The sequence below is a fragment of the Actinocorallia libanotica genome (assembly GCF_039525175.1).
Classification (GTDB): Bacteria; Actinomycetota; Actinomycetes; order Streptosporangiales; family Streptosporangiaceae; genus Actinocorallia; species Actinocorallia libanotica.
The window spans coordinates 604,692-625,745 of record NZ_BAAAHH010000001.1; the positions used below are offsets into that span (position 1 = coordinate 604,692).

At 72.2% G+C, this 21,054-nt stretch carries 21 protein-coding genes; 11 read left to right on the plus strand and 10 right to left on the minus strand.

The window, feature by feature from the left end; genetic code table 11:
* Positions 1-78: 78 nt before the first annotated feature.
* Positions 79-1,371, plus strand: coding sequence for a carotenoid oxygenase family protein (locus ABD140_RS02950; RefSeq protein ID WP_344236370.1), 1,293 nt, complete (start codon positions 79-81; stop codon positions 1,369-1,371).
* 98 nt (positions 1,372-1,469) lie between these two features.
* Positions 1,470-2,855: an FAD/NAD(P)-binding protein gene (locus ABD140_RS02955; protein WP_344236371.1), complete on the plus strand. Its 1,386-nt coding sequence runs from the start codon at positions 1,470-1,472 to the stop codon at positions 2,853-2,855.
* Positions 2,856-2,858: 3 nt separating this feature from the next.
* On the opposite strand, the gene ABD140_RS02960 is transcribed toward ABD140_RS02955, so the two are convergent.
* From ABD140_RS02960 to ABD140_RS02990, 7 genes are all read right to left on the minus strand, one after another.
* Complete coding sequence (locus tag ABD140_RS02960; RefSeq protein WP_344236373.1) at positions 2,859-3,110, minus strand: hypothetical protein; 252 nt, start codon at positions 3,108-3,110, stop codon at positions 2,859-2,861.
* A 104-nt stretch (positions 3,111-3,214) separates the two neighbouring features.
* Positions 3,215-3,865 (minus strand): formylglycine-generating enzyme family protein, encoded by a 651-nt coding sequence (locus tag ABD140_RS02965; protein ID WP_344236431.1) that lies wholly within the window; start codon positions 3,863-3,865, stop codon positions 3,215-3,217.
* A gap of 479 nt (positions 3,866-4,344) precedes the next feature.
* Positions 4,345-4,818 (minus strand): DUF6194 family protein, encoded by a 474-nt coding sequence (locus ABD140_RS02970; protein WP_344236375.1) that lies wholly within the window; start codon positions 4,816-4,818, stop codon positions 4,345-4,347.
* Between the two features lie 122 nt (positions 4,819-4,940).
* Positions 4,941-5,948 (minus strand): NrfD/PsrC family molybdoenzyme membrane anchor subunit, encoded by a 1,008-nt coding sequence (gene nrfD / locus ABD140_RS02975; protein WP_344236377.1) that lies wholly within the window; start codon positions 5,946-5,948, stop codon positions 4,941-4,943.
* A complete protein-coding gene (locus ABD140_RS02980) occupies positions 5,945-6,787 on the minus strand; it encodes a 4Fe-4S dicluster domain-containing protein (RefSeq protein ID WP_344236379.1) in 843 nt (280 codons plus the stop codon). The genes nrfD and ABD140_RS02980 overlap by 4 nt, the downstream gene beginning before the upstream one ends.
* Before the next feature lie 3 nt (positions 6,788-6,790).
* Entirely contained in the window at positions 6,791-10,030 is a 3,240-nt protein-coding gene (gene fdh, locus ABD140_RS02985) for a formate dehydrogenase (protein WP_344236381.1), read from the minus strand.
* Positions 10,031-10,119: 89 nt separating this feature from the next.
* Positions 10,120-10,872, minus strand: coding sequence for a hemerythrin domain-containing protein (locus tag ABD140_RS02990; RefSeq protein WP_344236383.1), 753 nt, complete (start codon positions 10,870-10,872; stop codon positions 10,120-10,122).
* A 289-nt stretch (positions 10,873-11,161) separates the two neighbouring features.
* Here ABD140_RS02990 and ABD140_RS02995 point away from each other — a divergent pair, with 289 nt between their 5' ends.
* Positions 11,162-12,148 (plus strand): DUF7064 domain-containing protein, encoded by a 987-nt coding sequence (locus tag ABD140_RS02995; protein ID WP_344236385.1) that lies wholly within the window; start codon positions 11,162-11,164, stop codon positions 12,146-12,148.
* The gene (locus ABD140_RS03000) at positions 12,145-13,203 is read left to right on the plus strand and encodes a phosphotransferase (RefSeq protein WP_344236387.1); all 1,059 of its coding nucleotides are present in this window, start codon (positions 12,145-12,147) and stop codon (positions 13,201-13,203) included. The genes ABD140_RS02995 and ABD140_RS03000 overlap by 4 nt, the downstream gene beginning before the upstream one ends.
* Before the next feature lie 54 nt (positions 13,204-13,257).
* Here the strand turns inward: ABD140_RS03000 and ABD140_RS03005 are convergent, their stop codons facing one another.
* Positions 13,258-13,653: a CopD family protein gene (locus tag ABD140_RS03005; RefSeq protein WP_344236389.1), complete on the minus strand. Its 396-nt coding sequence runs from the start codon at positions 13,651-13,653 to the stop codon at positions 13,258-13,260.
* Between the two features lie 155 nt (positions 13,654-13,808).
* On the opposite strand from ABD140_RS03005, the gene ABD140_RS03010 reads away from it, so the two are divergent.
* Positions 13,809-14,180, plus strand: coding sequence for a DUF6221 family protein (locus ABD140_RS03010; protein ID WP_344236391.1), 372 nt, complete (start codon positions 13,809-13,811; stop codon positions 14,178-14,180).
* Here ABD140_RS03010 and ABD140_RS03015 read toward each other — a convergent pair.
* Positions 14,159-14,992, minus strand: coding sequence for a CocE/NonD family hydrolase (locus ABD140_RS03015; protein WP_344236393.1), 834 nt, complete (start codon positions 14,990-14,992; stop codon positions 14,159-14,161). The two genes, ABD140_RS03010 and ABD140_RS03015, sit on opposite strands and share 22 nt — an antisense overlap.
* Here ABD140_RS03015 and ABD140_RS03020 point away from each other — a divergent pair.
* The 4 genes from ABD140_RS03020 to ABD140_RS03035 all read left to right on the plus strand — a co-directional run bounded on the left by ABD140_RS03020 (position 14,949) and on the right by ABD140_RS03035 (position 17,933).
* Complete coding sequence (locus ABD140_RS03020; protein WP_344236395.1) at positions 14,949-16,100, plus strand: RNA-guided endonuclease InsQ/TnpB family protein; 1,152 nt, start codon at positions 14,949-14,951, stop codon at positions 16,098-16,100. The two genes, ABD140_RS03015 and ABD140_RS03020, sit on opposite strands and share 44 nt — an antisense overlap.
* Before the next feature lie 72 nt (positions 16,101-16,172).
* Complete coding sequence (locus ABD140_RS03025) at positions 16,173-16,463, plus strand: MarR family winged helix-turn-helix transcriptional regulator (protein ID WP_344236433.1); 291 nt, start codon at positions 16,173-16,175, stop codon at positions 16,461-16,463.
* Positions 16,464-16,521: 58 nt separating this feature from the next.
* The gene (locus ABD140_RS03030) at positions 16,522-17,337 is read left to right on the plus strand and encodes an SDR family NAD(P)-dependent oxidoreductase (protein ID WP_344236397.1); all 816 of its coding nucleotides are present in this window, start codon (positions 16,522-16,524) and stop codon (positions 17,335-17,337) included.
* Positions 17,337-17,933 carry a TetR/AcrR family transcriptional regulator gene (locus ABD140_RS03035; protein ID WP_344236399.1) on the plus strand — a complete coding sequence of 199 codons (597 nt, stop codon included), beginning with the start codon at positions 17,337-17,339 and terminating at the stop codon, positions 17,931-17,933. Before ABD140_RS03030 ends, ABD140_RS03035 begins: the two co-directional genes overlap by 1 nt.
* Before the next feature lie 21 nt (positions 17,934-17,954).
* Here ABD140_RS03035 and ABD140_RS03040 read toward each other — a convergent pair whose 3' ends face one another.
* Positions 17,955-18,563, minus strand: coding sequence for an acyl-CoA-like ligand-binding transcription factor (locus ABD140_RS03040; RefSeq protein WP_344236401.1), 609 nt, complete (start codon positions 18,561-18,563; stop codon positions 17,955-17,957).
* 103 nt (positions 18,564-18,666) lie between these two features.
* Here ABD140_RS03040 and ABD140_RS03045 point away from each other — a divergent pair, with 103 nt between their 5' ends.
* Together ABD140_RS03045 and ABD140_RS03050 are read left to right on the plus strand one after the other, a co-directional pair.
* Positions 18,667-20,862, plus strand: coding sequence for an MFS transporter (locus ABD140_RS03045; RefSeq protein ID WP_486303338.1), 2,196 nt, complete (start codon positions 18,667-18,669; stop codon positions 20,860-20,862).
* A partial coding sequence (locus ABD140_RS03050) for a hypothetical protein (protein WP_344236403.1) occupies positions 20,855-21,054 on the plus strand: 200 nt, incomplete at its 3' end. The genes ABD140_RS03045 and ABD140_RS03050, both read left to right, overlap by 8 nt.

Here is a 21,054-nt window from a genome sequence, read left to right on the forward strand (position 1 = left end):
CGCGGGGGGCTTGGCAGGCGCCTCCGGCGGCGGTGATGATCGGGGTCCTTGATCCGGCGTCGAACGGAGTCTCCCCCCATGACCGCTTCGTATCTGCAGGGTGATTTCGCGCCCGTCCCCGATGAGATCAGCTCGGGCGAGCTGGCCGTCGAAGGCGTGCTTCCGGCGGAGCTGGACGGGCGCTACCTGCGCAACGGGCCCAACCCGCTGCCCGGGCGCGACCCGGGCAGCTGGTTCCTGGGCGACGGGATGCTGCACGGGATACGGCTGCGCGACGGGCGGGCCGAGTGGTACCGCAACCGGTGGGTGCGCACCGGCCAGTTCGCCGGGAGGCCGTTCCTCGGCAGGTCGGGGATCGACCTGTCGGCCGTCGCGGCGAACACGAACGTGATCCGCCACGCGGGGCGGACCCTCGCGCTGATCGAGAGCGGCCTGCCGTACGAGGTGGACGGCGGGCTCGGGACGGTGGGCGCCTGCGACTTCGGCGGCAGGCTCACCACGGCGATGACCGCGCACCCCAAGGAGGACCCGCGCACCGGGGAGCTGCACTTCTTCGGCTACGGGTTCGCGCCTCCCCACCTCACCTACCACCGGGCCGACGCGTCCGGCGAGCTGGTGGAGAGCCGGGAGATCCCGGTTCCGGGGCCCACGATGATGCACGACTTCGCCATCACCGAGAACCACGTCGTCTGGCTGGACCTCCCCGTGGTGTTCGACCTGGAGATGATCGGCACCGGTCTCCCGTACCGCTGGGACGACGGGTACGGGGCGCGCGTCGGCCTCATGCCCCGCCGCGGAGACGGCGAGGTCCGCTGGTTCGAGGTCGAGCCCTGCTACGTCTTCCACGTCGGCAACGCCTGGGAGGACGCCGCCGGGCGGGTCGTCGTCGACGCCGTCCACTATCCGCGCGACGTCTTCGTGAAGGTGCTGGAGGGCATCGGCGGAGCCGCCGATCCGGCCGCGCAGGCGGGCGGGTCGGGCCTGCACCGCTGGACGTTCGACCCCGTCGCCGGAAGCGCGAAGGGGGAGGCACTGGACGACCGCCCCGTCGAGTTCCCGACCATCGACGACCGCCGCACGGGGCTGCCCTACACCCGCCTCTACGCGGTGCGGCACGGGGAGATCGTCAAGTACGACACCGCCACGGGCTCCACCGTCGTCCACCCGACCGAGGGCGCGCCCGGCGAGGCGGTCTTCGTCCCGCGTGACCCCGATGGCGCGGGCGCCGAGGACGACGGCTGGCTGCTCTCGCTCATCGGCTCCCGGGCCGAGCTGCGCGTCCTGGACGCCCGCGACCTGGCGCACGTGGCGTCCGTGCGGCTGCCGCGCCGGGTGCCCGAGGGCTTCCACGGCGCCTGGCTGGGCGGCTGAGGGCAGGGGCCGTCCCGGACGCGGCGCCGTATCGCGTCCGGGACGACACACCCCTATTGTCTATCATCCCTGTGGGAAATGTGTACTACTCTGCGAGGATGTTCGAGGAAACGGCATGCAGACAGGACGGACCGGTGGTCGTGATCGTCGGCGGCGGTGCGAGCGGCACGCTGACCGCCGTCCACGTCCTGCGCGCCTTCCGGCACGGCGCGCCACGGCTGGTGATGATCGACAAGGACGGGCGGCACGGCCTGGGCCAGGCCTACTCCACGGGTGACTCCAGGCATCTGCTGAACGCCTGCACCGCACGGATGAGCGCGCTGGCGGACGAGCCCGAGCACCTTCTGGACTGGGTGCGGGCGCGGGGCCTGGACGCCGCCGACACCGACTACCTCCCGCGCCGGCTCTACGGCGAGTACCTGCGCTCCGTGCTCGCCGAGGCGCGCGCGTCCCGTCCCGGGAGCCGGGTGGAGGAGGTGACGGGCGCCGTCGTCTCGCTCACCACCGGGGAGCGGCCGGTCGTGCGCCTGGCCGACGGCCGCGCGTTCCCCGCGGACGCCGTCGTGCTGGCCACCGGCAACCGGCCGCCCGCGGCGTGGCCGCACCTCCGGGCGGGCGACCGGTACGTCCCCGACGCCTGGGCTCCGGGCGCCCTGGACGGCCGGGGCGACGGAAGTCCCGTCCTGGTCGTCGGCACGGGCCTGACCATGGTCGACCTCGCGGTGACGCTGACCGGCGCCCACCCCGGCACCGTCGTGCACGCCGTCTCCCGGCACGGGCTCCTCCCGGCGCGCCACCGATGTCCCCAGCCGCCGCCCCGATCCATCCCCCTGCCCGAAGGGCCGCTGACCCTGGCCGTGCTCATGCGGACCGTCCGTGCGGCGATCCGGGCGAACGGCGGTGAATGGCACGCGATCATCGACGGCCTGCGCCCGCACGTCCCGTCCCTGTGGGAACGGCTCCCCGAAGGCGACCGCCGCCGCTTCCTGACCCTGGCCTCCCGCTACTGGGAGATCCACCGCCACCGGATCCCGCCGGAGACGGCCGCCCGCGTCGACGCCCTGCGCGACTCGGGACGGCTGCGCGTCCTGCGCGGCGAACCGGTCTCGGCCACCGACCTCGGCGACGGGGTGCTGGTCGGCCTCGACACCCCGGAAGGCCCCCGCGAACTGCGCGTCGGCCACGTCGTCAACGGCACGGGCCCCGCGCGGGACCTGGCCGCCGACCCCTTCCTGCACACCCTGTTCCTGTCCGGCGCCGCCCGTCCGGACTCCCTCGGCCTGGGCCTGGACGCCACCGCGGAGGGCGCGCTCCTGGACGCCGCAGGCCGCCCGCACGAGCGCGTCTTCACCCTGGGCCCGCCGCTCCGCGGCCTGCGTTACGAGACCACCGCCATCCCGGAGATCCGCGACCAGGCCGCGGCCCTGGCGGAGCGCCTCACCCGCGTGGACGGCCTCGCCCGGATACCGGACCTGCTCTCCTGAGGCTCAGGAGTCCTTCGGCGCCTGCTCCGTGGGGACCAGGACCCGCATCTTCTCCATTCCCCCGTTCTGCGGCGGCGAGGCGGGCTCCGCGGGCCGCACTCCCGACGGCAGCGCGCCGCCGGGAGGCGCTCCCAGCGCCCATCCGGTCATCGCCACGGCCCCCGTCACCGCGATGGCGGCCAGTGCCACCCGCCACCGCCCGCGGAGGTCTCTCCTTACCGGTTCCTTGTCGTTTCCGGTCTGCGAACTGGTCATGCGGCCCCCGATTCCGCCAGGCTTCGATGGCCTTATTCCCGAAAAACCGCCCCATATCACCAGACGATCAGCGAAGACGTGCTCTGGCGCGTTCCAAGCGGGGGTCAGAGGGAGCGGGCGAGGCGGAAGCCCAGATCGTCGATGCGGAAGGTGGGATGGCTCTTGCGGCGGGTGCCGGCGCGGCAGCTCCACGAGGGGTCGTGGGCGCCGCCGCCGCGGAAGACCCGGTAGGGGCCGTAGACGACGGGGTCGTAGCGGTCCCAGCACCACTCCCAGACGTTGCCGAGCATGTCGTGCAGGCCCCAGGGGTTGGGATCCTTGGTGGCGACCTCGTGCAGCACGCCGCGGGAGTTGGTGCGGTACCAGGCGATCCCGTCCAGCGGGGCGTAGTGGGGGCCCGGGGTGCCGGCGCGGCACGCGTGCTCCCACTCGGCCTCGGTGGGCAGGCGGTAGCCGTCGGCGTGCGGGTCGCAGGCGACGTCCTGGGCGTTGGGGTCGTCGGTGAGGGTGTAGCAGGGGGTGAGCCCCGACGCCTCGGACAGCAGGTTGCAGAAGCGGACCGCCTCCAGCCAGGAGATCTCGGTGACGGGGAGGAGCGGGGCGCCGGGCGCGCCGGGCGCGTGTCCGGTGAGGGCGAGGTGCAGTTCGCGGGTGACGGGGGTGACCGCCAGGAGGAAGGGCGCGACCTCGGCCGTCCAGGTGGCCTTGGTGCTCTCGTCGCGCAGGGTGACCTCGCCGCCGGGGATCTCCAGCAGGGGAGGGCCGGGGGCGCGGCTCGTCGGAGGGTCGTGTCTCGCGTCGTCTGTTTGCGTCAACAACATGTCTCGGGCTCGGGCCGGAAGGCGGGGTCGGTCAGATGCGGGTGAGGCTCCAGGGGCCGTCGGCGTCGATGGTGATCAGGGTGGCGGTGGCGGGAAGGGGGAAGCCGCCGCGATGGGTCCCTGAGTGGTGGACGAGGAGAACGGGTTCGGAGTTCGTGCGGGCTCGGACGATGGAATGGGGCCTGCCCCGGTGTGCCGCCCTCGCCGCGGCGAGGGCCCGGGGCGCGGGGAGGCGCAGGACGGCGTCGCCCCGGCCCTTGATCTTACGGCCCTTCCAGGCCCGCGCGGTGGAAGGATGCGCGAGCCGGGGCCGGAACCCGCCACCGCCCCGGCGCGTTCGACCTGCACGGCCGTTCTCGTCTCGACCTGGACGAGGGCGCGGCCGTCCTCCGCGTCCCGCAGGACCGACCTGCTCAGGAACGCGGGCGATGGCGCCGGGCCGCGCGCTCCCGCGCCTCCTCCAGCAGGGCGCGGACCTGCCGCCCGGTGGCCTCGCCCGGATTCAGGACGCAGGCCCACCCCTGAACGGCGTACACCGGATGGGGAAGGAGCCGGTCCTGCGCGGTGGGGTCGAAGCCCGCGCGGTGCTCGGCATGGGCGGCGGGGGAGTGCCCGAAAAGCCGCTGGAAGGCCTCCCGCCCGACCGCGATGTTCACCCGGAACACCCCGTCCCGATCCAGCGCCGAGTCCTCGTCGAAGCCCGGATAGTCCTTGGTGACGATCGTGGCGAAGGGGAACCGCCGCTCGGCGGGAGTGTCCGCCCGGGGATCGTAGAAGAAGAACGAATCGCCCCAGGCGATCTCCGGGGCCCCGCTGTCCGCATCGGCGGTCTCGGCCACGACGCCGGGCAGCCCGGCCACGAAACGGATGATGTCTTCCTCGGTCATACCGGAGGCGCCTTTCCACGCGAAGAGGTGTCCCTTCGACTATGTCATTGCACCACCCTGTGAGACTTTTCTCGATATCTCCCAAAGAGAAGGCGGTTGACTCTCAAAGCCGGTGATGGCCGTCAGTCGACGGGGGCGGGGAGGGCCCTGGTCTGCTGCTGCTTGCGGAGGCGTTGGGGGATGACGGTGTAGGCGGGGTCGGTGGCGGAGGTGCGGCCGGCTTCGAAGACGGAGAGGCGGGTGAGGGCGGAGCCGAGGAGGAGGGCGGAACCGCAGAGGAAGGCGGAGCGGCGGGTGCGGAGGAAGGGGGCGGTCAGGGCGGCCGTGGTGGTGAGGGTCTGGGCCGCCCGGGTGAGGAGGGCGGTGCGGCCCTGGTGGTAAGGGGTGGCGAGGAAGCCCAGGTTGCGGCGCATGCGGCGGTTGGCGGTGAGTTCCAGGAGGCCGCCCAGGAAGGCCGTGGCGCGCAGGGAGGCGTGGCGGGTGGGGGAGAGGAGGGTGAGGGCCAGGCCGCTGGCGGCGCACGCGGCGGAGCCCGCGAAGACGAAGGGGAGCTCGCGGTGGGCCTCGTGCCAGGCGGGGACGGCGGTGTCGGACAGGAGGACGGCGGTGTAGGTGGCCACGGCGGGGCCGGTGAGGGCGGCCAGGGCGGTGGACGTGGTGCCCAGGCGGGGGAACAGGCGGGTGACGTGGGTGGCGGCGGCCAGGCCCGCGGAGGGGCCGTAGACGGCCAGGATCCAGGAGCCCACGCTCATGGGCGACGTCGGCTTGAAGACGCGGAGCATGTTCGGGAAGCGGGACGGGACGCCCAGGTCGTGGATGAGCAGGGCGGTGGACATGCCGATGGCGCCCAGGGCGCCCAGTTTGCTCACCGTGGACAGGGAGCGGTGGCCCGCCGCGTCGGCGCCCGCCGCGATCACCGAGGAGGCGCCGGCGAGGCCGCCGAGGAAGAAGTAGCCGGCGATGTCGGTGGCGGCCCAGGGCGGCTCCTTGAGGATGGAGCGGCCGTAGTAGGAGGTGAACTCCGCCGCCGGGACCATGGAGTCCCGGGTGGAGCGCAGCGCGGCGGGGCTCGCCTCGCGGCCGGGGCGCTGGCCGCGCACGCCCTCCTTGGTGACGACTGACTCGCTCATCGGCGTCTCCCGAACATCGAGACGGCGGTGATACCGCCGAAAAGGGTGAGGGCGGCGATACCTGCGTACCGCCACATCGCGGGCAGGTCGCGGGTGGTGACGACGGGGTCGGGCGGCAGCCCGTAGGTCTCGGGGGTGTCCAGGAGCAGGAAGAACGCGCCGTCCCCGCCCACCCCGTCGGCCGGGTCGTGCCCGTACAGGCGGGCGTCGGAGACCCCCGCGACGTGCAGCTGCGCCACCCGGCTCGCCGCCCGGGTGCGCAGCTCCTCCAGGGGGCCGAACTGGATGGAGTCGGTGGGGCACGCCTTGGCGCAGGCCGGTTCCAGGCCGTCGCCGAGCCGGTCGTAGCACATCGTGCACTTCCAGGCGCGGCCGTCCTCCTCCCGCCGCTCGATGACGCCGTACGGGCAGGCGGGCACGCAGTAGCCGCACCCGTTGCAGATGTCCTCCTGGACCACGACCGTGCCGTACTCGGTGCGGAACAGCGACCCCGTGGGGCAGACGTCCAGGCAGGCCGCGTGCGTGCAGTGCTTGCACACGTCCGAGGCCATCAGCCACCGGACGCCGTCGCGCCCGTCCCCGTCCCCGTCGGGCACGGGCTGCTCGATGAACGCCACATGCCGCCACGAGTCCGAACCCAGCTCCTGCGTGTTGTCGTACGACCAGCCCGTGAACGCCAGCCCGTCCTCGGGGATGGCGTTCCACTCCTTGCAGGCCACCTCGCACGCCTTGCATCCGATGCAGACGGACGTGTCGGTGAAGAAGCCCATCCGCGGCGGCGGGTCGACGTGCCCGGCGTCGGCCGCGACGTTCGTTTCGGGTCCGCTGAGCAGTCCCATCCCTCACACCTCCGTTCCGGTGGTCGCGGTGATGCCCGCCCGCTCCTGGTACTCCTCCACCAGGGTCCGCAGGGCGGCTCCGCGCGGGCGCCGTCCCGGGCGGATGTCGGCGCTGAACGCCTTGACCTCCTGGATGTGCACGTTCGGGTCGAGCGCGACGGACGCGAGCTCGTTCGCCGAGTCCCCGGTGCTGTAGCCGTTGGGCCCCCAGTGGTAGGGCAGCCCGATCTGGTGCACGACCTGCCCGTTCAGCCGCAGCGGGCGCACCCGCCTGGTCACCATGACCCGCACCTCGATGGCGTTGCGGGCCGTGACGAGCGTCGCCCACCCGCCGTGCTCCAGCCCCCTTGCGTCGGCCAGCTCGGGGGAGACCTCGCAGAACGCCTCCGGCTGGAGCTCCGACAGGTAGGGCGACCAGCGGCTCATCCCGCCCGCGGTGAAGTGCTCGGTGAGCCGGTAGGTGGTGATCAGGTACGGGAAGACGTCCGAGCCCGGGTCCGAGCCGCTCGGGTGGTACCGGTTGTAGGGGTTGGGGAACAGCTGCCGGACGGGGTTGCGCCGCTGCCCGTACACCGGGTTGTCGAACGGCGAGTCCTGCGGTTCGTAGTGCGTGGGCATCGGCCCGTCCACCAGCCCGGTGGGCGCGAACAGCCACCCCTTGCCGTCGGCCTGGAGGATGAACGGGTCGGTGCCGCTCAGGCCCATGGGCCCGGTGGCGCCGGGATCGGGCCGGTAGGAGGGCGGCATGTCGAGCTTGAAGTCCGGCACGTCGTGGCCCGTCCACCGGCCGGTCTCGCCGTCCCACCAGATCAGCGCCTTGCGGTCGCTCCACGGCGTCCCGTCGGGCGCGGCGGACGCCCGGTTGTACAGGACGCGCCGGTTCTCCGGCCACGCCCACGCCCATTCCGGCGCGGTCCAGATCTGCTCGCTCCCCGGCTTGCGGCGCGCCGCCTGGTTGACGCCGTCCTTGTAGACGCCGCAGTAGATCCAGCAGCCGCAGCTCGTCGTCCCGTCGTCGCGCAGCTGGGAGGAGGTCGCCAGGTGCGCGCCGTCGGGGCCGTAGCCGTTGATCTCCGCCAGGACCGCCTCGGCGCTCGGCTCGTCCAGCGGCCCTTCCACCGGGTAGTCCCAGGTCAGGTCGAGGACCGGCCGGTCCCGCGCGGCGGTGGACCCCGCGAGCCTCTCCCGGATGATCCGCCCGAGGTGGTACATGAACCACAGGTCGCTGCGCGCGTCCCCGGCCGGCTCGACCGCCTCGTCATGCCACTGCAGCCAGCGGTTGGTGTTGGTGAAGCTGCCGTTCTTCTCGGTGTGGGAGGCGGCCGGGAAGAAGAAGACCTCGGTGGCGATGTCGCGGGTGTTCAGCTCGCCGGTCTCGATCTCCGGCCCGTCCTTCCACCACGTCGCGCTCTCGATCAGCGAGAAGTCGCGCACGACGAGCCAGTCGAGGTTCGCCATGCCGAGCCGCTGCAGCCGGGTGTTGGCCGAGCCGACGGCGGGGTTCTCCCCGAGCAGGAAGTAGCCCTTGCACTCGCCCCGCATCTGGGCGAGGACCGTGGTGTAGGTGCTGTGGTCGCCGGTCAGCCGCGGCAGGTGGCCGAAGCAGAAGTCGTTGTCCGGCCGCGCCGCATCGCCCCACCAGGCCTTGAGCAGGCTGACGACGTAGGCGCGCATGTTCCCCCAGTAGCCCTTCTGCGCGGAGTCCGCCACGACGAAGGAGTCGAGGGTCTCGTGGGCGTGCGCGTGCGGCATCGGGATGTAGCCCGGCAGCAGGTCGAAGAGGGTGGGGATGTCGCTGGACCCCTGGATGCTGGCGTGCCCGCGCAGCGCCTGGATCCCGCCGCCGGGACGGCCGATGTTGCCCAGCAGCAGCTGCAGGATCGACGCCGTCCGGATGTACTGCGAGCCGACGGTGTGCTGGGTCCAGCCGACGGCGTACGCGAACGCGCTCGTGCGGTCCGGGCCGGAGTTGCGCACCAGCGCGTCGCAGACCCGGGCGAACAGCTCCGGGGTGATCCCGCAGGTCCGCTGCACCATCTCGGGCGTGTAGCGGGAGTAGTGCCGCTTGAGGATCTGCAGGACGCACCGGGGGTGCCGCATCGTGGGGTCGGTCTCGGGGGTCCCCGGGCCGAGCGCCGGGCCGCCCGCTCCGTGGCTCTCGGAGTGCCCCGAGTCGCTGATGCGGTGCATCCGCTCCTCGTACTCCGCGTCGCGCGCGCCGGAGGCCGGGGACACGGTCCCCATCCCTTCGTACCGCCATGACCTGGGATCGTAGTAATGGCGTTCGCGGTTCAGCCCGGAGAACACCCCGTCGAGGTCCTCGGTGTCCTGGAACTCCTCGCAGACGATGGTCGAGGCGTTGGTGTAGTTGGCGACGTAATCGTGGAAGTACGCGTCGTTCTGCAGGACGTGGTTGATGATCCCGCCGAGGAAGGCGATGTCGGACCCGGCGCGGATCGGCACGTGCAGGTCGGCCAGCGCGCTGGTGCGGGTGAACCGCGGGTCGACGTGGATGACCGTCGCCCCGCGCGCCTTGGCCTCCATCACCCACTGGAAGCCCACGGGGTGGGCCTCGGCGAAGTTGGAGCCCTGGATGACGATGCAGTCCGAGTGCTGCAGGTCCTGCAGGAACATGGTGGCGCCGCCGCGGCCGAAGGACGTCCCCAGGCCCGAGACGGTCGAGCTGTGGCACAGCCGCGCCTGGTTCTCCACCTGGACGACGCCCAGCGCGGTGAACAGCTTCTTGATGAGGTAGTTCTCCTCGTTGTCGAGCGTCGCCCCGCCCAGGCTGGCGATGCCGAGCGTGCGGCGCACCCGGTTGCCGTCGGCCTCCTCCTGCCAGGTGGCCTCGCGGGTGGCGAGGACGCGGTCGGCGACCATGTCCATCGCCGTCTCCAGGTCCAGCTCCTCCCAGTGGGCGGCGTGCGGACGCCGGTAGAGCACCCGGTGCTCGCGGGACGGCCCCGTGGTGAGCTGCAGCGTCGCCGACCCCTTGGGGCACAGCCGGCCGCGGCTGACCGGCGAGTCGGGGTTGCCCTCGACCTGGACGACCCTGCCGTCCTTGACGTAGACGTTCTGCGCGCAGCCGACCGCGCAGTACGGGCACACCGACTTCACGACGCGGTCGGCCGTCGCGGTGCGCGGGCGCAGGTCCTCGGTCCGCTCCGACCGCGCCGCCGCGCCCCGGCCGAGCCGGTCGCCTCCGGTGAGCTGCCGGTAGACCGGCCATCTCCGTGGGTCCATGTCGTCTCCCCGGCGTGCCGCGAGCGTCGGAAGGAATGCGAAGGGAAAAAGGGGGAGGCCGGACGCCTGGCGCGCCCGGCCTCCGGTGGTCAGCGACCGCTGCCCATCGGGTCCATGGGCTTCTCCCGGCCCCGGGACCGCTCCTGCTCCTGCTCCTGCCGGTCGCGGTTCTGCTGGGCCTGCTGGCGGCCCTGCTGCTGGCCCTGCTGCCGGTTCTGCTGCTGGCCGCGCTTCTGACCCTGCTGGCCCTGCTGCTGGCCCTGCTGGTTCTGCTGGCCCTGCTGGCCCTGCTGCCGCTGGGAGCCGCCGGCGTTGCGCGCCTGGGCGGTGCCCTTGAGCGCGCCGGGTCGCGGCGCGGCGTGCGGGCGGCCCCTGCCCTCGGCGGCGGCCTGCTTGCGCTGCGCGATCTGCGCGCCCATCTGCTGGGCCCGCTGCGGGTCCATGACCTTGCGCAGCGCCGGGATGACCTGCTGCTCCTCGAAGTCGATGTGCGCCTTGATCTCCTGGGCGGCGGTGCGCAGCAGCTCCTCGAACTTCTGCTCCTGCGGGTCGATGTTGCGCAGGTCGGCCATCGTCTGCTGCGCGGACTTCTCCTGCCGGACGCCCTGCTCGGCCAGCTGCGCGCCGTTCGCCATGAGCTCGCGGACGGCGGGCCAGAAGTACTCCTGCTCGGCCGACTCGTGCTGGGAGTGCTCCGCGATGAGCCGGTCGACCTGCTGACGGCGCCGGGCCAGCGCCGCCTGGTTGGCACCGTTGGCGCTGTTCGGCGAGCTCTCCAGTTCGCGGAACATGCGCTTGATCTCCCGGTGGCCGTTCTCCAGAACGGTGAAGACGTCGTCCATGCTTTCCCCCGTCGTATCGTGCGTCACTGTCAGTGACACCCGCACAGGACCTCCCCCTACCGTGACCGCCAAATCCCCGGTATGCGCAGTTCAGAGCGTTTCTGGTGATCCCTTTCCCGGGCTTTCCTGTGCTTTGCCGGAAGTGCGTCGCGGCCATGAGTCTGCCGAGACGCGTTCCGGGACATCGGACGTTCCGCGCGTGAGCGGCGAATCGGAGATATTGAACTCTGTTCTAGTTCTGGTGATCTGTGGCATTGTCGGCGCACACGGGTCAGAGGAGGGCGCTCGCATGGTGCGGATCGTGGAACACGGGACCTGGCGGCTCGCGGCGGCGGACGAGTCACGCCATATTCCCGCTGATGGGACATTGTGGAACGAGTCCTACTATTTCGACTTCGTCACCGAGGACGGATCGCTCGGCGGCTACGTCCGGCTCGGGCTGTACCCGAACTGGGGGAAGGCCTGGTACTGGGCCTGCGTGACCGGTCCCGGGCGCCCGCTCGTCCTCCTCGCGGACAACGAGGCGCCGCTGCCCGCACCCGGTGAGACGACGGTGAAGACGGACTCCTACCTCGCCGCGCAGGAGATCCGGGAGCCGTTCGGCCCGGCGCGCGTGACCCTCGACGGCACCGCGCACGTCCTCCCCGACGCGACGCGGGCGTACGGCGACCTCGCCGCCGCCGAGACCACCCGGCTCGTCTTCGACCTGGAATGGCAGACCGTCGGCGGCGTCTACCCGTACAAGGACCTGCCGCGCTACGAGATCCCGTGCACGGTCTCGGGGACCGTCCGGGTCGGCGACGAGACCTTCGCCATCACCGGCTCGGGGGAGCGCGACCACTCGTGGGGCGAGCGCGACTGGTGGTCGGTCTCGTGGCTCTGGACGTCGGGAAGGCTCCAGGACGACACCTGGTTCCACGGCATGCAGGCCAACATCGGCTTCCCGCTGGACTGGCCGTCGTTCGCCGCCGCGCCGCAGGAGGCGCCCGTCCACCTCGACGGCTTCGGCGTCGAGACGGTGTTCGGCGACGACGACCTGCCGGAGCTCTCGCGGCTCCGGCTGAAGGGCGCCCCGATGACGGCGACGCCCGTGGCGTTCGCGCCCGTCGCGATGACCTCCCCGGACGGCGTCTCCGCCCGCTTCCCGCGCGCCCTGTGCCGCTTCGAGACCGAGGACGGCCGCGTCGGACACGGCTGGACCGAATGGCATCAGCCGCCCGGATGGCGCGACCACGGCTGGTCCTACCTCGCCGAGGCCCCGGAGGCGGGACGGTGAGCTCCCTGGCCCTCTCCGGAGCCTCCGGACTGACCGCCGACTGGCTGAACGAGGCGCTCTCCTCCCGGCTCGCGGGAGTGAAGGTGACCGGCGTCGAGACGGCCCCCGTCGGCACCGGTCAGGTCTCCGACACCTTCCGCCTCTCCCTGGCCTACGACCGCCCCGCCGACCTGCCCGCCACCCTGATCGCCAAGGTGCCCGCCCTGGACCCGGAGAGCCGCGCCGCGGCCAGGGCCATCCGCACCTACGAGATCGAGGCGGGCTTCTACACCCACCTGGCCAGGGGGCTGGCCTCGGCGGTCCCCGTCTGCCACTTCAGCGCCCACGACCCCGGGAGCGACGACTACGCCGTCCTCCTAGAGGACCTCGCGCCGGCGCGCCCCGGCGACCAGCTCGCCGGCATCACCGTGGAGGAGGCGGCCGCGGTCGTGGACGAGCTGGCGCTCCTGCACGCCGCCGGCTGGGACTCGCCCGACCTGGCGGCCCTGCCGTGGCTGAACCGCCACGACGCGGCCTCCGCCGAGTTCACGGCCGCCCTGATCACCGGCCTGTACGAGGGTTTCCGCGAGCGCTACGCCGACGACCTCACGCCCGAGGTCTTCGCCCTCCTGGAGGGCTTCCTGCCGCGCCTGGGCGCCTACCTGACACCCGGCTCCGGCCCCTTCACCCTCACCCACGGCGACTTCCGCGCCGACAACCTCCTGTTCGGGCGCGGCCGCCCCGTCATCCTGGACTGGCAGACCTGCGCCTACGGCTCCCCGCTGTCCGACCTGTCCTACCTGCTGGGCTCCAGCCTCCCCGTGGAGGCGCGCCGCGCCCACGAGCACACCCTCGTCCGGCGCTACCACGCCGCCCTCACCTCGAACGGCACTCCCCTGAGCTGGGACGACTGCTGGACCGCCTACCGCGAGCACGCCTTCCACGGCATCGCGATGGGCGTCGGCGCCTCCATGCTGGTGGAGCGCACCGACCGCGGCGACGAGATGTTCTGCACCATGGTCACCCGCCACGCCCACCACGCCCTGGACCTGGACTCCCTGTCCCTCGTGGCGTGAACCGCGCCGCCCGGGCCGCGCCCCTCGCGGGGACGCGTGCCCGGGCGGCGGGCGTCAGCCGAGCTGGACGCCGAAGAAGAGGGAGACCAGGGCGGTGACGGCGCCGATGGCGCCCCAGGCGGCGAGCCCGGCCTTGGAGGTGGCGCGGGTGTGCAGGAAGGCGGCGACGCCGGAGAGGATCACGAAGACCAGCTTCACGTGGAGGGTCATCTGGTACTCGGAGGGGACGTCGTCGCTCATCTCGAGCATGTTCCACACGCCGGTGAGGACCAGGACGGCGAAGGCGGGCCAGGCGACCTGGTTGAAGCGGCGCGCCGCGACCTTGGTCACCCCCTCGAAACCGCGGATGGCCGGGACCAGCGCGCCGAGGGTGAGCTGGCCGCCCACCCAGATGGTGGCGGCGAGCACGTGGAGGAAGACGCGGAGGGTGTCGAGGGATACAGAGAGCATGGGTGCCTTCCGGGGGTCGTTCGGGGTCGGGGCCAAGTATGCCGCCGGTGATCGGAAAAGGGGATCCGGGGTGGTTTCGCCCGGCAGGGGAGGCGACGGCGGCGGGCTTGGAGGTTCCGGGTGCGGAACGCGCCGGGAGGACGCAAGATGAAGGGGTGGAAGATCTTGTGACGTTCCTCCGGGCGAGACTCGACCGTGACGAGGCGGTGGCGCGGGCCTGCATGAGCGCCGCGTGGAAGGTGGCGGCCGGCGGGACGGTCAGGGTCGACCAGGCGGGTGAGGCCGCGCTGGAGCGCTCCTTCGTGGCGACGGCGGAGAACGAGGCGTACGCCGAGCACGTCGCGCGGATGGACCCGCGCCGGGTGCTGCGGCAGACGGCGGCGCAGCGCAGGCTGCTCGCCCTCTACGAGAAGGAGCAGTGGGCGCGGAAGCGGGGCGTGCCGGGCAGCGGCGTCCTGGAGGACGTGCTCAGGGGCCTGGCCGCGCAGTACTCCGACCACCCCGCCTACCGGCCCGAATGGGCGTGACCCCGCTCAGGGGATGACGGGCAGGGTGATCCAGGACGGCCGTCCGGCGTCGTGGAAGAGGGTCTGCTCGGCCTTCTCCAGCGCGGGGTGGCGCTCAGCTCGCCGGTGACCTCCAGGTCGTGCTCGAGCGGCTCGGTGGTGAAGCACAGGACGCCGGGGTGCCGCTCGACCTCGCGCTGGTCGCGGGGGCCGGCGTTGCGCGGGTCGGGCAGGAGCAGCCCGCCGCCGAGGGTGGGCACCGGGTCGTCCGGGTCGTGCGGGAAGACCGACCGCGCCGCGTCCGCGGCCGGGGCGCCGGTGGAGAGCACGCCGCCGGGATGCAGGTGGAAGCGCGTGGGGACGGCGCGGGCCGGCGGCCACGACTCCTCCTCGCGCCAGGCGTTCGCGCCCATGACGAAGATCCGCACGGCGGGCCCGTCCTGGTTCCCGGCCAGGAACGCGACCTGGGCCTGCTCCAGCCCGGACGTGCGGGCCGCGGCGGAGGCGCCGAAGAGCAGCTCGCCCGCCGCCGAGTCCTGCCCCAGGTGCGTCCACGGGCCGACGACGCGGCGGTCGCCCCACTGGGTGCGCCCGAGGTGCCGGACGGGCGCGAGCGTGACGCGGAAGGCCGCCAGCGGCGCCAGTACCGGCGCGTCGCGGTGCGCCGACCAGGACGCGCGCTCGTTGAGCCCGGCGGGATCGAACCCGGCGAGCTTCTTGTACCGCAGCGAGATCTCCTCGCGCTCGGAACCCGTCTCGGCGATATGGACAAGACGATACGTTGAGGCCGTGAAACTCGTGGTGCAGGTGAAGCTCCTCCCGGACGAGGCCACCGCGGTGGCTTTGCGGGAGACGCTGCACGCCTGTAACCAGGCCGCCAATCATGCTTCTCGGCGCGCGTTCGAGACCGGCGTAAAAGCCAAGCAGTCGCTCCAGCGGCTTGTGTACGGCGAGCTGAAGGCGATGGGCCTGTCCGCTCAGCCCGCCCTCCACGCGGTACGCAAGGCCGCCGGAGCCTACGCCACTTTGAAGGCGAATCTGGAGGCCGGGAACTACAGGGGGGAAGGTTCCAAACGACGAAAAGCCGCAGAGTTTAAGCCGGTGAGCTTCCGTAAGGACGCCGCCCAGCCGTTCGACGACCGGTGCCTGTCCTGGCAGTTGGATGCCCGTACCGTCTCGATCTGGACCGTCCAGGGCCGCGTGAAGAACATCGCGTTCGAGTGCTCGCCGGCCCGGTGGAAGATGCTCACCGAGTACCGGCGCGGGGAGTCCGACCTGGTGGTGCGGGGTGGTAACTGGTACCTGTACGCCACCTGCGAGGTTCCCGAGCTCGCGCCGGCCGATCCGGTCGCCTTTCTGGGTGTGGATCTGGGCATCGTGAACATCGCCACCACCAGCGACGGCGACCGGTACGCAGGTAAGCACCTCAACCAGGTCCGCCACCGCAACCGGCGTCTGCGCCAGAAGCTGCAGAAGAAGGGCACCAAGTCCACCAAACGGCTCCTGCGCAAGCTGTCAGGCCGGGAGGCGCGGTTCGCGGCCGACACCAATCACCGCATCGCCAAGAAGATCGTGGCCGAGGCTCAACGCACCTGCCGCGGCATCGCCCTGGAAGACCTGGGCGGTATCCGGGACAGGGTACGGCTTCGTAAGCCCCAGCGGGTCACGCTGCATTCCTGGTCGTTCGCGCAGCTCGGCGCGTTCGTCTCCTACAAGGCCGCCTTGGCCGGGGTTCCGGTGGTGTTCGTCGATCCCCGCCACACCTCGCAGGAGTGCAGCCGCTGCCATCACATCAGCCGGAGTAACCGGCCTGATCAGTCCACTTTTCTTTGCACGTCGTGCGGCTTCGCTGAGCACGCCGATGTGAACGCAGGCTGCACCATCGCCCAGCGCGGTGAGGTGGTCTGGGCAGTGAGTCACGCTGCCGACGACGCGGCCTGAACCACACCTGCCAGGTGTGGTGAAGAGCTGCGAGCTCGGCCCTTCAGGGCCGAGAAGCTGACACTCTGGCTTCTGGGGCCGACGATGCCCGTCCGGCTGGCGGAGCTGTCGGGGATGAGCCGCTCGGCGGTCACCAACGCCCTGCACACGCTGGAGCGCGGCGGGTTCGTCGCGCGCCGCCCGTCCCCGACGGACCGGCGCGCCGTCACGGCGGAGCTCACGGCGGAGGGGGAGCGCCGGGTGCGGGAGGCCTTCGAGCTCCAGGCGTCGCGGGAGCGGGAGTGGTTCGCCGCCCTGGACGGGGCCGAGCGGGCGGAGTTGACCGCGCTGCTGCGCCGACTGGTGGCGGGCCGTCCGGGGTGAGGCGAAATTCCAGAGAAAGTCTCTAGAGACTCTCTCTGGAAACGGCTACCTTCGTGCCATGACGGAACGAGGAGTCGTGATCATCACGGGCGGCAACCGGGGCATCGGCCTGGCCGCCGCCGAGCTGCTGGCCGCGCGCGGGCTGAAGGTCGTGCTGGTGGCGCGGCGCAGGGAGCAGGGCGAGGCCGCGGTCGCGCGGCTGGGCGCGGGCGCCGAGCTGGTGGTCGGCGACCTCGCCGACCGGGCGCGGACCGCCGCGCTGGCGGACGTGCTCGGCGAGCGCTTCCCCGACATCCGGGCGCTGGTGCACAACGCCGGGATCTGGCCGTCCCGGCGGGAGCTCAACGCCGACGGCTTCGAGCAGGCCTTCTTCACCAACCACCTGGCGCCGTTCCTGCTCGACCACCTGCTGGAGGAGCGGCTCAAGGCGAGCGGCTCGGCCGTCGTGCGGGTCAGCGCCGGCCTTTACGTCAAGGGGAAGGTCGATCCGGAGCGGACGCCGACCGGTGCGGACTTCCACCCCATCCGCACCTATGCCGACACCAAGCTGGCGAACCTCCTGATGCTCCCGCTGCTGGCCGAACGCTGGAAGGATGCCGGGGTGACCGTCAACGCACTGCACCCCGGCGTGATCCGCACCGGCCTGGGCGACCGGCGCGGCCCGGTGGGCCTGCTGCTCAAGGCCATCAAGCGCACCTGGCAGCCGCCCGAGGCGGGCGGACGGCCCGTCGCGCGCCTCGTCACCGACCCGCCCGCGGCGTCCGGCGCCTACTTCGACGTGGACAAGGAGACCCCGCTGGAGCCCGTGGCTCTGGACACCGCCTTGGCCGAGAGACTGTGGGCCGACGCGTCGGCCGCGCTCGACGTCTCCTGATGTCCCCCAGGCACCGGGCCACCGCCGGAACGGTGGAGAAGCTGCTGGACACCGCGCTGGACGTCTACGCCCGCGACGGCCGCGACGGTTTCACGATGAGCGCCGTCATCAAGGAGAGCGGGGTCAGCAGCGGCAGCCTCTACCACCACTTCGGGAGCTTCGACGGGCTGGCCGCCGCCCTCTACACGCGGTGCATGACGGCGCTGCTGGAGGCGATGGCCGCCGCGCTCGAACCGTGTGAAGACGCCCGCGAAGGCGTTCTCGCCGCGGTCCGCGCCTACCTGGGCTTCGCCGCCGAGCACCGGGCGGAGGCCGGCTTCGTCCACGCCTCCGCCTACGCGGCGTTCCTGCCCGCCCACGCCGCGGCGATCGCCGCCGCCAAGGAGCCGCTCCTGCGGCGCATGACGGACTGGGCGCGGCCGCACGTCGCCGCGGGCGAGGTCGTCGACCTGCCGCCGGCCCTGCTGGAGATGCTGCTCATCGGGGCCGCCGCCGAGACCACCCGCCGCTGGCTGGCCGGAGCCCCCGGGATCGACCTGGCGGAGGCGTCCGAGCTGCTGCCCGAGCGCGTCTGGTGCTCGCTGCGCGCCCGCTGAACCGCCGTGCCGTGACGGCGGTCACCGGGTGAAGGGCTTCTCCAGCTCGTCGAGCGCGGCGAGGAGGATGTCCCGCAGGGTGCCGCCCTGCTTCTTCTCCAGCCAGGTGATGTTGGCCACCCGCACCGCGCCGGTGTAGGCGGCGGCCAGGACGCGGGGTCGCATCCCGCCGTCGCCGTCGCGTTCGGTGATCGCCTGGGCCAGCTCGCGCTCCAGGGGGCCGAACCCCGCCATCTGGCGGGCGAGCAGGGAGGGGTGGCGGCGGGTCAGCTTGCCGCGCAGGACCGCCTCGCGGTCGGGCTCTCCCCGGCGCTCGGTCAGGTCCTCGGCGGCGCGGCGCAGGGCCTGCCAGCCGCCCTCGCCCGGAGGGCGGGACCGGACCGCGGCGATGAGCTCGCGGAAGCGGGCCTCCTCGCCGTACATGACGGCGTCGGCCTTGTCGGTGAAGTAGTTGAAGAACGTGCGGCGGGAGATGTTCGCCACATCGGCGATGGCCTCGACGGTGACGCCGTCGAAGCCGTGCTCGGCGACGAGGTCGAGCGCGGCGCGGTGGACGGCCAGGCGCGTCTCTGCCTTCTTGCGCTCGCGCAGTCCCGAGGCGCGCTCCTGCAGTCCCGAAGAGGTGCTCATGCAGGTCAGCTTATGCGGAATCCGAGATTTATGCCCAATGTGCAAACTTTCGCGAAGTGCAGGTAACCTCGACCCGTTAATCGGACAGAACGGGAGGAAACGGGTGACGGATACCGAGTCCGAGCCGATGAGCCACCGCCAGATCATGAAGGTGCTGAGCGGTCTGCTCACGGTCATGGGCGTGGCGATGATGAGCAGCACGATCGTCTCGGTGGCGCTGCCGCAGATCATCGGCGCGCTCAAGGGCACCCAGTCGCAGTACACCTGGGTCGTCACCGCGATGCTGCTGACCTCCACCATCTCCACGCCGCTGTGGGGCAGGCTGGCGGACCTCTTCAGCAAGAAGCTGCTGCTGCAGGCGGGCATCGTGATCTTCCTGCTCGCCTCGCTGGGCGCGGGCTTCTCCCAGAACACCGGGCAGCTGATCTTCTTCCGGGCGGTGCAGGGCCTGGGCATGGGCGCGGTCCAGGTGCTCATCCAGGTGATCATCGCCGCGATGATCTCGCCCAAGGACCGCGGCCGGTACAACGGCTACCTCGGCGGCGTCATGGCGGTGGCGACCGTCGGCGGACCGCTGATCGGCGGCTTCATCACCGAGGCGATGGACTGGCGCTGGTGCTTCTTCCTCCCGCTGCCCTTCATCGCGGTCGCCTTCTTCACGCTGCAGAAGACCCTGCACCTCCCGGTGGTCCGCCGCGCGGACGTCAAGATCGACTACCTGGGCGCCACGCTCATCGCGGCCGGGGTGAGCATCCTGCTGATCTGGATCACCTTCGTCGGCGGCGAGTTCGCGTGGCTGTCCTGGCAGACCGCCGCCATGGTCGGCGCCAGCGCGGTCCTGCTCGCCCTGTCGGTGTGGGTGGAGAACCGCGCGGCCCAGCCGGTCGTCCCGGTGCGCATCGTGAAGCAGCGCACTCCCGCGCTGGCCATCATCGGCAGCGCCGCGGTCGGCATGGCGATGTTCGGCGGCTCGGTCTTCCTGGGCCAGTACTTCCAGATCGGCCGCGGCTACTCGCCCACCGAGGCGGGTCTGCTCACCATCCCGATGATGTTCGGCGTGCTGGTGTCCTCGACGGTCTCCGGACGGATCATCTCCAACACCGGCAAGGTCAAGCCGCACATCGTCATCGGCCTCGCGGTGCTCACCGTCGGCTTCCTCGCGATGTCGACCATCGACCACGAGACCTCGCTGGTCTTCGTCGGCGCGGCCATGGTGCTGATCGGCACCGGCGTCGGCATGTCCATGCAGAACCTCGTCCTCATCGTCCAGAACGACGTGTCCATGAAGGACCTGGGCGCGGCCAGCGGCGCGATGGCGTTCTTCCGCTCGCTGGGCGGCACCATCGGCGTCTCGGTCCTGGGCGCGATCCTCGCGTCGAAGGTCGCCGAGTCGATCAAGAAGGGCTTCGCCGCGGCGGGCGTCCCGGTGACCGGCGACCAGGGCGGCACCCTGGACGTCGCCGCGATCCCCGCGCCGCTGCGCGAGATCGTGCGCGCCGCCTACGGCGACGGCACCGGCCACATCTTCCTGGTCTCCACCGGCATCGCCGTCGTGGGCCTCGTCGCGGTGCTCTTCCTCAAGCCGCGGGACCTGCGCGACAGCCTCGACCTGGCCGAGACCCCCGCCGCCGCGGCGGAGCCGATCGTGACCGCGGGGGCGGACACGATCGCGGCACCGGTGGCGGTCGCGCCCGAGCCGGTCAAGGCCGAGAAGGTCAGGACCGAGCCGGTCATGCCCGAACCGGTCAGGGCCGAACCGGTCGCGGCCGCCGCCCAGGCGGACGGCCTGAGCGACGCCGAGGTGGTCGCGCGGTCGCTGAAGCGGCCCGAGGAGTTCGCGGTGCTCCTCGACCGGTACTACGCCAGGGTCCACGAGTTCGCCTCGTCCTGGCTGGCCGAGGACGCCGCGGCCTCCGTCGCCGCCGACACGTTCCTCACCGCGTTCGACCGGCGGCACAAGTACGACCCGCAGGGCCCGGCCGGAGTCTGGCTGTTCGCCATCGCCGCCAAGAAGGTCCGGCGGCAGTGGCTCGAGGACGAGAAGCGGCGCGACGGCCGCGCCGAGGCGGCGCGTCCGGCCGGTCTGGAGGACGAGCACGAGGGGCGGCTGACCGCCCGGCTGGCGGAGCTGTCCCCGGGGGCGCGGGACGTCCTGCTGCTCGTGGCCTGCGCCGACGTCGGCTACGAGGAGGTGGCGCGGGCGCTCGACCTGCCCGTCGCCGCGGTGGAGTCCCGGCTGAGGAACGCCCGGGACCGGTTCAGGGAAGCACTCGAGCAGGAGGGGATCGACCGTGGCTGAGCCGTGGCCGACGGGACCGGCGGGCGACGAGGAGAACGGGCGGCGGCGGGCCGAGGCGGAGGCCAGGGCACGGCTCCTGGCGCACGCCGGGGCCGCCCGGCCGGCCCGGCGGCTCCGGCCGGGCCGGATCGCGGGCTGGGGGGCCGGCGTGGTGGCGGTGTGCGCGGCGGCGGCCATCGTGATCATCAGCAC